Below are 12,587 nucleotides of genomic sequence, written 5' to 3'. Positions count from 1 at the left end.
TATCTTCCTTTTGCCAAAAATATCCCGGGGGTCCGGGGGCTGGCCCCCGGCCTCGCGAAATGCACGATACTACCGTGCCCCAAGCCCCATCTGCATCAGCGTTTTGCGTACGGGGGCCATGGAATAGAGCGCGTTCAGTCCCATGGCGCGGGCATCGCGCAGTGGGCGGGCCTCCATCATCGACGCACGGTTGAGAAGGTCGATGCCCTTTACGCGCAGCTTGACCTCGGTAAAGCGCTTGCGGTGGTAGGTTTCGAGCATCTTTTCGCTGCCCAGTTCCGCCGGGTTGGCCTTGGCCAAATCCAGCAGGATGCGCATGTCCCCGAGCGACATGTTCAGGCCCTGCGCCCCGATCGGGGGCACCACGTGGGCCGCTTCGGCCACCAGCGCGAGGCGCTCTCCATAAAGGCATTCGGCAGATTGCGAGATGATCGGCCAGATCGTGCGGCGCGAGGCCAGCGTCAGCGGGCCGAACAGCGAACAGGAGCGTTCCGTCATGGCGGCCTCGAAGTTCGGCACGTCCATTTCGAACAATTCCTTGGCGCGCGGGCCACGCTCCATCCAGACCAGTGCCGACGAAGGCTTGCCCTGGTAATCGGGCAGGGGCACCAGCGTGAAGGGACCGCCCGAGCGGTGGATTTCGGTCGAGACATTGCAATGCGGGATTGGGTGGGTCACGGCAAAGGCGAGCGCCTTTTGACCATAGCGGGTGGTGTGCACCTTGATCCCGGCGGCCTCGCGCATGGGCGAATTGCGGCCATCGGCGGCGATGACAAGGCGGCAACGGGTCTGGGTGCCGTCCGAAAGGCCCGCGCGGGCCTCGTTCGTGCGGGTAAACAGCGACGTCGTCGCCGTTCCAAGGCGCAGGTCGACATTGTCCATTTCCGAGAGCCGCGCCAGCATCTCGCGGCGCAGCAGCCAGTTGGGCAGGTTCCAGCCGAAGGGCAGATCGGAAATGTCCGTGGCGTTGAAATCCTTGATGATGCGCGGCTCGGGCGTTTCACCGCCCGCGTCGACGATGCGCATAATCTGCAGGGGTGCCGCGTGTTCATCAAGGCGCTGCCACAACCCGGCCTCGTCAAGCAGGCCGCGTGCGGGTTGCAGGAAAGCGGTGGTGCGCAGGTCCGATCCGGCGGCGTCGCGTTCCGTGACGGGCGGGGCCGGATCGACGCATTGCACCGAGAACCCCGCGCTTGCAAACGCGGCGGCCGCGGTCAGCCCGGCGATGCCACCGCCGGAAACCAGGATGTCGACTTGTGTGAGGGTGGTCATGGGAAAGCCTCCTGAACCCGGAACTTAGTCCTGTGCGGGCCGGGTTCCAAGAGGCGTATTTGTCATCCCCGCGAGATGACCAGCAGAATGATCCAGATCACGGGAACTGCAGCGACGGCAGGCATGTAGAGACCGGGGATACCATAGGCATAGATCGCCGAACCCCATGCCGCGACCACGGCCAGCAGCACGGCATAGATCGCCTTGAGGCCCGCTGCCGAGATGACTTCGTCATGGGCGGCTTCGTGGGTTTCGGCAAGGGCGGTGGTGTTTGCGGTTTCGGTCAGGCTCATCAGAGGCTCCTGTGGTCTGTGGTTTCAAGTCGAATCACATATACAATCGCGAATATGTGAATAACAAGGTGAATTGCTGCGCTGCAGCATGATTGCCAGTCCCTTTACGATGCCTTTCCCTCAGGCGCAATCCGAACCGGCGGGATCACGCCCAGTTGAAATCGTTCCAAACGTTTCGCTGGCCGCGATCTGTCCGCTCCTCCAATCGCAAACCAGGGTCAAAAGGGCGGGAAGATGGACTCGCCAACATGCCGGAACGGGCGGGCATCATTGGGAAAACGAGGTTTCAGTGCGTTTCCGTCAAGGGCATTCAAGGTCTCCTGCTGCGTGCAGGAAATAAATGTGAATTGAGAAGGCGTCTTTTGATCGGGCGAACTGTCGCAGTCACCGCCTGCGCTCAGCTCAGTTTTCGAAGAAACGCGGCCAGGTCGTCGGTATGATGATGGATGTGCTCCGCATCATGCGGATCAGGGGCGACGTGCACGGTGCGCATCCCCATGTCGTGTGGTGCCTCGAGGTTGCGCGGATCGTCTTCGAACATCGCTGCGGTTTCGGTATCCACACCATCCATTTTGAACACGGTTTCAAAGGCTTCGCGTTCCGGTTTGGGGCGGAACCCGGCATGTTCCACGCCATAGACCGCATCAAACAACCCATCCAGCCCACGCGCCGCCAGCACCCGTTCGGCATAGGGGGCGGTGCCGTTCGTATAGACGATGGCCCGCCCCGGCAGGGCACGGATATAGGCCGCCAACTGCGCGTCCGGTTCAAGGTGGTCCAGCGAAATGTCATGCACTTCGGTCAGGTAGGGACCGGGGTCGACATCATGTTCGCGCATCAGGCCCGCGAGGGTCGTGCCATAGGTGGCCCAGTAATGGCGGCGCAAGTGGTCGGCCTTGGGCTGATCGACGCCAAGCGCCTGCATCACGAAGCGCGTCATGCGCACTTCGATCTGATCGAACAGCCGCGCCTGCGGCGGATAGAGGGTGTTGTCGAGGTCGAACACCCAGGTCGAGACATGTGCGAAGGATTCCTTTGGCATGGACGGAAGGTAGGTGTTTGACCGCAACGGCGCAATGGCGGGAAAGACGCTGCGGTGCCGTATGGGGTTGCATGATTGCCCCGAGCGCTTAGTCTGGCGCGCAATAAGACGGGGAGACGCGCCGATGGCTCAGGTGAAATCAACCAACAAGGATGCTTATACGCTGATCCTTGAAGCGATTGACGTGGGCGTGTTCAAACCCGGCGACAGGTTGGTGGAAAGTGATCTGGCCGAACGCTTTGGCGTGTCGCGCACACCGATCCGCGAGGCGTTGCAGCGGCTCGAGACGCAATCCCTGCTGGCGCGGGACGGGCGCAGCCTGATCGTGTCGTCGCTGGATCACAATCAGATGGCTGAGCTTTACGTGGTGCGTACCGAGCTGGAAGGGCTGGCCGCGCGGCTGGCGGCGCGCCATGCCACAAACGAAGAGGTGCGCGTGCTGCAGGACATGGTGGATGCGGATCACAAGCTGGTCGACGACCCGTCCGCGCTTGCCCGGTCGAACCGGCGGTTCCACAAGCAGATCCATCTTGCCTCGCATAACCGCTATCTCGTGCAGCAGCTTGACCTTGTGCACCGGTCGATGGCGTTGATGGCGACCACGTCGATTGCTGCCGAGGGGCGCGGGACCGACACGTTGATCGAGCACCAGAAGATCGTGGATGCGATTGCGGCGCGAGACGAGGAAGGTGCCTATAACGCGCTGCGCGATCATATCTCGCAGGCCTTCGTGACGCGGCTGAAGCAGGAAAGCGACGGCTGATCTATTCAGACGAAAAGCTTGTATGGGCCTGTGTGCCTTCGGCGGTTTTGCCGTGGGCGGTCTTGTCCCAGTAATAAGGGATGATCAGCAGTTCGATCAGAGCCTTGTAAGCCGCGAGCGTCGCCAGCGGGAAATAGAAAGCCATGGTCAGCACGAAAGGGTAGAGCCGTTCCCGGCCCTGACCAAGGATCGAGGTGAGCGCGATGAGCGCGCTCATGATCCCGGCGCTGATCATCAGCGCGGCGATGGCGCCGATCACCGCAGGAGGCAAGGTTCCGGCAAGCGGATGGCCGAATCCCAGAGCTGCCGCCCAGAAGCTCCAGATCAGCGGCGCCAGCACGAACTGGGTAAGGGTGGTCATGAAGACCATATGAAAGCCGAAGAACTTGCGCGGGCCAAGGTCCCGCCACAACCGGCGGGGCGCGCGCATGTGCACGAGGTAGGTGATCATGAAGCCCTTGAGCCAGCGCGAGCGTTGCCGGATCCAGGCGATGGGGCGGCAATTGGCTTCTTCCTGCGTGACCGTGTGCATGAGTTCGGTGCGGTAGCCGAAGCGGGCCAGCCGATAGCCGAGGTCTGCGTCCTCGGTGACGTTATGCGCGTCCCAACCGCCGACCTGCTCAATGGCCTCGCGGCGCAGGAACAAGGTGGTCCCACCAAGCGGCACGGCCAGCCCCATGCGCGCAAGCCCGGGCAGGACGATGCGGAACCACGTGGCATATTCGATGGTGAAACAGCGCGACAGCCAGTTGGTATAGGGGTTGTAATAGTCCAGCACCCCCTGGAGGCAGGCCACATCGGGCGCGGCATGGGCAAAGTGTTGGGCGACCTGTTCGAGCTGGTCTTTGGCCGGGGCATCCTCGGCATCCCAGATGCCGATGATGTCGCCCTTGCAGAAGTCCAGCGCGTAATTCAGAGCGCGCGGCTTGGTGGTGAGTCCGGACCCGGCCGGGACTTGAACCACGCGCATCCATCTTGGCAGGCGGGTCTGGGCGATGGTCTGGCGGGTCAAGGTATCTTTTTCCTCAAGCACCAGCACCACGTCGAGCAAGGCGCGCGGATAGGTGAGCCGGGTCAGGCGGCGGATCAGGGCGTGGGCGATTTCCTTTTCGCGGAACAGGGGCACCATGACGGAAATGCGGGGCAGCGGTGGCGGAGAAGAAGGTGGGGGGAGAGGCGGGTTCTTGCGGGGGATCATGTGCAGGATCAGGGCTGCGTTTTTCATCACCGCAGCGATCAACAGCGACAGCAGCGCCCAAGCCATGACCCCTGCAAAAAGCAGCGCGGGCTGGAACAGGATCATCAGGGCTGCACAGGCGAGCAGCCCGAGAAAGAGTGCGGATCGGGGCGGGGTGCGAATGTCCCATCCCCGGCAGCTGAATTGAGGAGCTACCCGCGTTTCGGCCAGTGTTGTCAGTGCTTCGCGATGCGTGACGGAGAGGTATTGCATGACCTGATCCTCGGGAGCGACAACGAGATTGGCGCTGCGCAGGTCAGGCGGGAGCTGTGGGCGGATTTCCTCGAACCGATCGGCGCGCCCGATGGCGAGAGTCAGCACGCCGTCCTCGATCGCCCATGGGACAAGGCAATATTTCAGGCAGAGATGCGGCGGCAGATGCGACGCCAGCCTTGGGTCGGGCGGTTCGCGTGTCAGGTCGATCTGGTGCGTCGAAAACCGCGCCGCCTGCCGGTTTCGCAGGTCGTGATCGGAAATCCAGCCGCGGGAGCGCAGAATATCCGAGAGCGTGGCCTGCCAGCGCCGCTGGGCGCGAAGCGCGTAGAAGAGTTGCCACGGGGTAATAAGGTCGTGTTCGATCAGATCCCGCCCAAGCGGCATGTGATCTTCTTGGCGGGGCGGCGAGGCGTCCCGGAAAACACGCATGACCGGGTCGTTCATCCACTTTACCCACGACATTCTGACGGTATCGCCAGAATGCGCGGGGAAAGGTTAATGCGCCGTTAAGAAAGGTTTACACGCCCGGCGTTTCAGGCGCGCTCTGCCATGTACGCGGCAAATTTCTCGAACAGGTAGAAGCTGTCCTGCGGGCCAGGGCTGGCTTCGGGGTGGTGCTGGACCGAGAAGACCGGCTTGTCGGCGATGCGGATACCGCAGTTGGAGCCGTCAAACAGGGATACATGGGTTTCGAGCACGCCCTCGGGCAGGGTCTGGCTATCCACGGCAAAGCCATGGTTCATCGAGGTGATTTCAACCTTGCCGGTGTCGTTGTCCTTGACCGGGTGGTTGGCCCCGTGGTGGCCGTGGTTCATCTTGATGGTCTTGGCGCCCAGCGCCAGCGCCAGCATCTGGTGGCCCAGGCAGATGCCAAAGACCGGCAAGTCGGCCTTGAGCACGTCCTTGATCATCGGCACGGCATATTCACCGGTTGCGGCCGGGTCTCCGGGGCCGTTGGAGAGGAACACGCCGTCCGGATTGTGGGCCAGCACCTCTTCGGCGGTCGCCGTGGCGGGCAGAACGGTGACGTCACAGCCTGCCGAAGCGAGACAGCGCAGAATGTTGCGCTTGGCACCGAAATCGACCGCGACGACCTTGTGCTTGGGGGCTTTCTGGCGGGTATAGCCTTCGGGCCAAGCCCAGCGCATTTCATCCCAGTGGTAGGATTGCGCGCAGGTCACGTCCTTGGCGAGATCCAGCCCTTCGAGGCCGGAGAACGCGCGTGCCTTGGCGATCAGCGCCTCGGTATCGAATTTGCCCTCGGGGTCATGGGCCAACGCCACGTGCGGGGCGCCCTGCTGGCGGATGGCGCGGGTCAGGCGGCGCGTGTCGACGCCACCAATCGCAATGCGTCCGCGCGTGGCGAGCCAGTTGGAGAGGGTATCGGCAGACCGCCAGTTCGAGGGTTCGGTGGGGTCCCATTTCACGACCATACCTTCGGCCACGGGATCGGCGGTTTCGTCATCCTCGGGGGTGACGCCGGTATTGCCGATATGGGGGAAGGTGAAGGTCACGACCTGCCCGGCATAGGAGGGGTCGGTCATGATTTCCTGATAGCCGGTCATGGCGGTGTTGAAGCACAGTTCGGCCACTGTCTCGCCGGTGGCGCCGAAACCGCGTCCGTAAAACAGCGTCCCATCGGCAAGAGCAAGGCAAGCGGTCGGGTGGGAAGGGGGCTGTTGGGCCATGGTGCGACTCTCCGGCTGACAAATTGGCCGATACCTATGTCGGGGTGGGGACAGCGTCAAGCGCCGAACGCAGCAAAACAAGGCCGAAGTTGACCTCGGGGCGCGTGGGGTGCAGGCGGTTGCGAGTCGGGTTGGGGTTTTGTATGGTCCCGGCCTTATGTTTGACATGAAATGGCAGGGCCCAATGACACTGCGGGACGAAATTAACACGGCGATGAAACAGGCGATGCGCGACCGCGCCGCCGAGCGTCTGTCGACTTTGCGGCTGATCACGGCGGCTATCAAGGACCGCGACATTGCCGCGCGCGCAGAAGGCGAAGATCGTAGCGGGGTGGATGACGGTGAAATCCTCAGCATTCTGGCCAAGATGGTAAAGCAGCGCCAGGAAAGCGCCCGCACCTATGAAGAGGGCGGGCGGCTGGATCTGGCGGAACGCGAGATCTCGGAAATCGGTGTGATCGAAGAGTTCCTGCCCAAGCAGCTTTCCGAGGGAGAGGTCAACGCGGCGATCAAGGCAGCCGTGGCGGACGTTGGCGCCAACTCGATTCGCGACATGGGCAAGGTGATGGGCGCGCTCAAGGCGCAGTACACCGGGCAGATGGATTTCGGCAAGGTCGGCCCGATGGTCAAGGATGCCCTCAACCAGGGCTGAAATTTCAGGAAATCAACAAAGAAAAGGCCCGGATGTCCGATCCGGGCCTTTTTCATGGCGCGTGTATCGGTCTAGACGAATACGAAGTCGTCGTCGGTGATCAACGCCGCATTTACGCCGGTCAGTACAAAATCGATACCGTTGTCCATCTCAACGAGTGCGCCATCGGCTGTGCCGGTGACGGTGTAGCCATGGTTGGCCGAGGCGATGCGGATCAGGTCAATGCCGTCTTCAAAGTCGAGGATCACATCCAGACCGTTGTTGACCGTATCGCGGAACACGAACTGATCCGCGTCTGCGCCACCGCGTAGAATGTCATTGCCGACACCCCCGCGAAGATAGTCATTGCCGTCTCCGCCAAACAGGACATCGTTGCCGCTGCTTCCGGTAAGCGTGTCATTGCCCTGGCGGCCAAACATCAAGTCATTGCCGTCGCCGCCATGCATGGCATCATTGCCGCGTTCCCCCCGCAGGGTGTCATCTCCGATATTGCCGAAAATCGTATCGTCGCCATCGCCGCCCGAGACAAAGTCCGAACCGCTGCCGGCTTCGATCAAGTCCTCTCCATCGCCGCCCAGCAAGGTATCGTCGTCGTTGCCTCCGCGCATGTAATCGTTGCCGGAGCCGCCCATCAGGGAATCGTCCCCGTCTCCGCCGCGCAGGAAGTCGCGTGCCGCTCCGCCCCAAAGCACGTCGTTGCCATCTTCACCGGTCAAGGTGTCGGTTCCGGCGTCGCCGTAAAGGGTGTCGTCATGTGCGCCGCCATTGAGGCTGTCGTCGTTGTTGCCGCCATAGAGAACGTCTGCGCCACCCTCGCCAATCAGGGTATCGGCGCCGTTGCCACCGTCCAAGTGATCGGCGCCCCACCCCCCTTTGAGAACATCCGAGCCAGTACCGCCCATCAGACTGTCGTGGCCGGCGCTTCCCATCAGCAGATCATTGCCCTCGCCACCATCGAGTATGTCGTTGCCATTTCCGCCACGCATCACGTCGTGGCCGCTGCCGCCACCCATGGTGTCGTTGTGATCCCCGCCAAACATGCGATCATTTCCGCCGCCGCCGGACATCAGGTCGTTGCCGAGGTCGCCATACATCCAGTCAGACCCCGCCCCACCGAACATGGTGTCATGCCCGAATTGGCCGTACAGGGTGTCATTCCCCAACTCACCGTGCAGGATGTCGTGATCGATCCCCCCATACAGGACATCGTTGCCGGTACCGCCCAGGACGGTGTCATTGCCTTCGCCGCCGACCACGCTGTCCGAGCCGGCGCCGGCATCGATGTAGTCCGCGCTGCCCTCGTCAAGGATCGTGTCGGCGCCCATGCCGCCATAGAGGATATCGCTTCCCCCACCGCCTTCGATGAGATCGTTCCCCTCTTCGCCGAAGAGCAGGTCGTTTCCTTCGCCACCATAGAGCGTGTCGTTGCCATCTCCGCCAAAGGCGATGTCATTCTGGGCGCCGCCGAACAACAGGTCGTTGCCGCCGCGCGCAACGAAAACCCCGCGTCCGTCATTCAGGGTGAACACGTTGTCGTTTTCTGTTCCATAAAACAGCACTGCGACGTCTGCGAATACGATAACGGACTCGGTGTCGTCGATCGTGAAATCGTAAGGCCCGGCAGCCGCGATGATCTCGGCGTCGCTGAGGGTCGGCAAACGGAATATCACGTCTTCGGGATTCGGAATCACCGGCGGAAGAATGGGCGTGGCAGTGCCTCGCTTTCATGAATTGAACGCAAATATGGCGCAATAATGTCGAGAATGAGGCGAATTGTACGCGTCGGTCAATGGAAACGCTGAATCATAAATTAACTGTTTCCCGATTGGCAGCAACGCTCAAGGGGTCGGCCAAAGCACCGGGAACCAGTCTTCGCGCAGTTTCTGGCCGGGTGTCATGTCATGACCGGGGAAGGGCGGCGAGGTACGACCGGGGCGTTCGACATAACGCGCGTCATCGCCGAGAAGGCGGAGCGAAAAGGCGCGGCGGCGGGTGGTCGAGGTATTCCCGCGTGCACCGTGCAGTACATCATAGTTGAAGGCCACGGCGTCGCCGGGCTGCATGGGCCATTCCAGCACCTTCATGCCCTCGTCATCCGGATCGGGGATGGGCATGTAGTCATCTTCGTTCGGAAAGAAGCTTTCTTCGCTGACCCAGCGGGTCGGCAGCACGGGTTTTTCCCAGCGGTGGGATCCGGCGACCATGCGCAGGGTGGCGTCTTCGACCGGGTCGAGGGGGGACCAGAAGCTGATCGTCTGTTTGCCTTCGACAAAGTAATAGGGGCCGTCGGTATGCCAGGGGGTCGCCATCGAGGTGCCAGGTTCCTTGACCAGGACGTGATCGTGGAACATCTGGACGCTTTCGGACTGCATCAGCTTCGCGGCGACTTCGGCGGCGGGGGAGGTTTCGATCACCTCGCGGAACTCCGGGATGCGCTGCCAGTTGCAGTAATCATCGAAGAATCGCCCCGACTCGCCTGCTTTCTCGTTTTCCGAGGCATAGGGGCCGGGCTCGGCCATGTTGCGGGCCACACCGGCGCGCAGGGTCTCGACATGATCGGCAAAAAGCCCCCGGATCAGGACGACGCCGTCTTTCTGAAAGGCGTCGATATCGGATTGTGTGACCGTGACCATGGCGGTGTCTCCTGTTGCCGGACCGGGCGGCACAGTGGGCGCGCCGCGCGGGGAGGTCAAGGGCGGATCATCCGTGCGCGAGGTGGTGGCGCAGGCTGTGGGTCATCTCGACAAGCCGGGGGCCCAGTTCGGTCTCAACCCGCTCGCGGGGCAGAAACGAGGAGGGGCCGCCAAAGGCAAAAGCCATGTTGGGCGTGCCTTCGGAGCGGGAGGGGAAAGGCACAGCGGCGGTATGCACCCCGGTGTGCCAGTCGCCGTAATCCGCGATGAAACCGCGGGCGGCCAACTCGTCTTTTGCCGCATGCAGGCTGTGTTGGCGCGCGGGCCAGGCATCGGGTCCGTAGTGGTCTTCGAGTTCGGCTTCGATCTCGGCCTGTTCGGCGGGGCTGCTGCCGGCGAAATAGGCCAGCCCCGAGGCGGTGCGCGCAAGGGACACGCGCGAGCCGACGCCGAGCTGGATGGACACAACGCTGTTGGGGGCGCGGGCCACGGCGAGGTAGGCCATGGTCGGCCCGTCGCGCGCGGCCATGACAACCTGCACGCCTTCACCTGCCTCGTTGGCAAGGCGTTGCATGTGTTTCTTGGCCTCGTCGCGCATCGGGATCGAGCCGAGGCAGGCAAATCCGAGCGACAGGACTGGAATGCCGATCCGGTAGCGCCCGGTCTGCTCATCATAAAGAAGGTAGCCACCCTGCATCAGCGTGTAGGTCAGGCGCGAAACGGTGGAGTTGGGCAGGTCGGTGCGCTGGGCGAGGTCACGATTGGACAGCCCGGCGCGGTCGTCGGGGCGAAAGGCGCGCAGCACATCAAGGCCACGCGACAGGGCGGTGACGAACTGGCGGTCCGTTTCCGTGGATTTCGCGGCGGGGCCGTCCGAGGTGGGGAGGCGTTTTCTCATATCGAAGCCTTGGGCATTTGGTGGCGCAGTCTATCGGTCATGTGAGGTCTTTCCACAAGACCTTGCCCGCGCCGGATTTGGGCAGGGCATCGACGAATTGCACGATGGAGGGGCATTTGTAGGCGGCCATCTGGGTCCGGCACCACGCGATGATCTCGTCTTGAGTTGGGGTCACCCCGACGCGCGCGACCACCACGGCCTTGACGCATTCGCCCCGACGCGGGTCGGTGGCGCCGATGACGCAGGCTTCGGCGATGTCCGGGTGATGCAGCATGAGCATTTCGATCTCGGCAGGCCAGACCTTGAACCCGGCGGCGTTGATCATGCGTTTCACGCGATCGACCATGAAGAAATACCCGTCGGCGTCGCGATAGCCGATATCGCCGGATCGAAAGAAGGGCAGGCCGTCGATCTGGATAAAGGCTTCGGCAGTTTCCTCGGGGCGCTGCCAGTAGCCGGTGAAGTTCTGGGGCGAAAACATGATGATCTCGCCCACCTCGCCATGGGCCAGTTCGGCGCCGGTGTCAGGGTCGATCACGCGGGAATCGACCTGGTAGAGCGGTTGGCCAAGGCATTGCGGTTTTGGTGCATCAATGGGGTTCACATGGGTTGCGGCCATGGTTTCAGAGAGGCCGTAGCCTTCGACATAATCGAGTCCCAGCATGTCCTTGAGCTTGCCTGCGATGGCGGCGGGCATGGCTGCGCCGCCGCCACCGATCATTTCGAGGCTGGAGAGGTCGTAGCTGTCAAAGTCCGGATCGTTCACGAGGTCGATGGCCATGGTCGCGATCGAGCGCCAGCGGGCAATGCGGTAGCGCGCGATCAGTGCGGCGGCCAGTTTCGACGACCAACGCGGCAGGATCACCAGTGTTCCGCCGGTCATCAGGGGGCCGTGCATGCCGTTCTGCATGCCGGTGACGTGAAAGAAGGGCAGCGCGCCGAGGTGAACGGTGGTCTCGTCGACCGGGTTCCACAGGATACCGGCCACGAGGGAACACATGACAGAGCGGTGGGTGTGTACACAGCCTTTGGGCTGGCCGGTGGTGCCGGAACTGTAGGGGATCACGCAGAGATCGTCCGGTGTTGTGATCCGGGGCGCGGGGGCGTGGTTTTCAGCCAACGCCGCTGCAAATCCGGTGATACCGAGGGCTTTGGCTTCGGCTTCGGACGTGGTTTCCGCCGCGCCGGGGATGGGCAGGTCAAAGCCGGGATCGGCCATGTCCGCATAGCGCGCGCCGATGATATGGGTGAGATCGCCGCGTTTCAGGGCAGGCAAGATGTTGTCGAGCAGTTCCAGCCCGCAGATCGCGATTTTGGCGCCGGTATCCGCAACGAGATAGTCAAGCTCGGCGCTTCGGTTCATCGGGTTGACCGGGATCACCGCGCCGCCTGCGCGCAGGACGCCGAAACAGGCGATGATATGTTGCGGGCAGTTCTGGGTATAGATCAGCACCCGGTCGCCGCGCTCGAGACCGATCTGTTGCAGGTAGCCCGCCATGGCCTCGGCCTTGTGCCAGAGATCCGCATAGCTGATCTCGTTGCCCTGATAGATCACCGCCGTCTTGTCGCCCAGCCGTGCGGCAGATCGTTCGAGGTTGGCATCCATGGTGGTGTCGGGAATCTCGTAATCCCACGGTTTTCCGGTGGGCCAGAAGTCCGGTTGGCGCGCCTCGGGCGACGAGATGTGACGCCGTGGTATGGTATCATCCAGAAACAAGCGCATGTCCCCCCTCATATGCGTGACCGACAATGTGCCGTTACGTTATTTATTCCGCATCGTGAAATTGATTTCCGCACGATTGACGGGTGAAATCAAGGGTGCAACAAATCAAAAAGACTTGGCAGGGGGCCATGTCAGAAGGAATTTGACCGCGCTGGCGCGTGTGGCTGGCG

11 protein-coding genes are annotated in these 12,587 nt (G+C 62.4%); 2 read left to right on the top strand and 9 right to left on the bottom strand.

What is annotated here, in order from left to right; genetic code table 11:
- Positions 1-69: 69 nt before the first annotated feature.
- The 3 genes from ACS3QZ_RS11225 to ACS3QZ_RS11215 all read right to left on the bottom strand — a co-directional run bounded on the left by ACS3QZ_RS11225 (position 70) and on the right by ACS3QZ_RS11215 (position 2,607).
- Positions 70-1,272: a UbiH/UbiF family hydroxylase gene (locus ACS3QZ_RS11225; protein WP_456037900.1), complete on the bottom strand. Its 1,203-nt coding sequence runs from the start codon at positions 1,270-1,272 to the stop codon at positions 70-72.
- A gap of 62 nt (positions 1,273-1,334) precedes the next feature.
- Complete coding sequence (locus ACS3QZ_RS11220; RefSeq protein ID WP_456037899.1) at positions 1,335-1,565, bottom strand: hypothetical protein; 231 nt, start codon at positions 1,563-1,565, stop codon at positions 1,335-1,337.
- A 397-nt stretch (positions 1,566-1,962) separates the two neighbouring features.
- On the bottom strand, positions 1,963-2,607 hold the full coding sequence (locus ACS3QZ_RS11215) for a pyrimidine 5'-nucleotidase (RefSeq protein WP_456037898.1): 645 nt from the start codon (positions 2,605-2,607) through the stop codon (positions 1,963-1,965).
- Positions 2,608-2,731: 124 nt separating this feature from the next.
- On the opposite strand from ACS3QZ_RS11215, the gene ACS3QZ_RS11210 reads away from it, so the two are divergent.
- The gene (locus tag ACS3QZ_RS11210; protein ID WP_093091116.1) at positions 2,732-3,370 is read left to right on the top strand and encodes a GntR family transcriptional regulator; all 639 of its coding nucleotides are present in this window, start codon (positions 2,732-2,734) and stop codon (positions 3,368-3,370) included.
- Between the two features lies 1 nt (position 3,371).
- Here the strand turns inward: ACS3QZ_RS11210 and ACS3QZ_RS11205 are convergent, their stop codons facing one another.
- Together ACS3QZ_RS11205 and carA are read right to left on the bottom strand one after the other, a co-directional pair.
- Positions 3,372-5,285 carry a glycosyltransferase gene (locus ACS3QZ_RS11205; RefSeq protein ID WP_456037897.1) on the bottom strand — a complete coding sequence of 638 codons (1,914 nt, stop codon included), beginning with the start codon at positions 5,283-5,285 and terminating at the stop codon, positions 3,372-3,374.
- 71 nt (positions 5,286-5,356) lie between these two features.
- The gene (carA, locus tag ACS3QZ_RS11200) at positions 5,357-6,511 is read right to left on the bottom strand and encodes a glutamine-hydrolyzing carbamoyl-phosphate synthase small subunit (RefSeq protein ID WP_456037896.1); all 1,155 of its coding nucleotides are present in this window, start codon (positions 6,509-6,511) and stop codon (positions 5,357-5,359) included.
- A gap of 184 nt (positions 6,512-6,695) precedes the next feature.
- Between carA and ACS3QZ_RS11195 the strand changes: the two genes are divergently transcribed.
- Entirely contained in the window at positions 6,696-7,163 is a 468-nt protein-coding gene (locus ACS3QZ_RS11195) for a GatB/YqeY domain-containing protein (RefSeq protein ID WP_456037895.1), read from the top strand.
- Positions 7,164-7,234: 71 nt separating this feature from the next.
- Here the strand turns inward: ACS3QZ_RS11195 and ACS3QZ_RS11190 are convergent, their stop codons facing one another.
- From ACS3QZ_RS11190 to ACS3QZ_RS11175, 4 genes are all read right to left on the bottom strand, one after another.
- Positions 7,235-8,821 (bottom strand): calcium-binding protein, encoded by a 1,587-nt coding sequence (locus ACS3QZ_RS11190; RefSeq protein WP_456037894.1) that lies wholly within the window; start codon positions 8,819-8,821, stop codon positions 7,235-7,237.
- 180 nt (positions 8,822-9,001) lie between these two features.
- Positions 9,002-9,796: a phytanoyl-CoA dioxygenase family protein gene (locus ACS3QZ_RS11185; protein ID WP_456037893.1), complete on the bottom strand. Its 795-nt coding sequence runs from the start codon at positions 9,794-9,796 to the stop codon at positions 9,002-9,004.
- Positions 9,797-9,863: 67 nt separating this feature from the next.
- Positions 9,864-10,694 (bottom strand): IclR family transcriptional regulator, encoded by an 831-nt coding sequence (locus ACS3QZ_RS11180; RefSeq protein WP_456037892.1) that lies wholly within the window; start codon positions 10,692-10,694, stop codon positions 9,864-9,866.
- Between the two features lie 37 nt (positions 10,695-10,731).
- The gene (locus tag ACS3QZ_RS11175) at positions 10,732-12,417 is read right to left on the bottom strand and encodes a long-chain-fatty-acid--CoA ligase (RefSeq protein ID WP_456037891.1); all 1,686 of its coding nucleotides are present in this window, start codon (positions 12,415-12,417) and stop codon (positions 10,732-10,734) included.
- Between the last annotated feature and the right edge of the window lie 170 nt (positions 12,418-12,587).

The organism is Shimia sp. W99 (genome assembly GCF_053851455.3).
The sequence above is the reverse complement of the archived record's forward strand: the minus strand, read 5'-3'. Positions and strand labels throughout refer to the sequence as shown.

Bases quoted from the DNA above. Each gene is read 5' to 3' on its own strand.
- ACS3QZ_RS11225 (WP_456037900.1), bottom strand. From the start codon at position 1,272: ATGACCACCCTCACACAAGTCGACATCCTGGTTTCCGGCGGTGGCATC.
- ACS3QZ_RS11220 (WP_456037899.1), bottom strand. From the start codon at position 1,565: ATGAGCCTGACCGAAACCGCAAACACCACCGCCCTTGCCGAAACCCAC.
- ACS3QZ_RS11215 (WP_456037898.1), bottom strand. From the start codon at position 2,607: ATGCCAAAGGAATCCTTCGCACATGTCTCGACCTGGGTGTTCGACCTC.
- ACS3QZ_RS11210 (WP_093091116.1), top strand. From the start codon at position 2,732: ATGGCTCAGGTGAAATCAACCAACAAGGATGCTTATACGCTGATCCTT.
- ACS3QZ_RS11205 (WP_456037897.1), bottom strand. From the start codon at position 5,285: ATGTCGTGGGTAAAGTGGATGAACGACCCGGTCATGCGTGTTTTCCGG.
- carA (WP_456037896.1), bottom strand. From the start codon at position 6,511: ATGGCCCAACAGCCCCCTTCCCACCCGACCGCTTGCCTTGCTCTTGCC.
- ACS3QZ_RS11195 (WP_456037895.1), top strand. From the start codon at position 6,696: ATGACACTGCGGGACGAAATTAACACGGCGATGAAACAGGCGATGCGC.
- ACS3QZ_RS11185 (WP_456037893.1), bottom strand. From the start codon at position 9,796: ATGGTCACGGTCACACAATCCGATATCGACGCCTTTCAGAAAGACGGC.
- ACS3QZ_RS11180 (WP_456037892.1), bottom strand. From the start codon at position 10,694: ATGAGAAAACGCCTCCCCACCTCGGACGGCCCCGCCGCGAAATCCACG.
- ACS3QZ_RS11175 (WP_456037891.1), bottom strand. From the start codon at position 12,417: ATGCGCTTGTTTCTGGATGATACCATACCACGGCGTCACATCTCGTCG.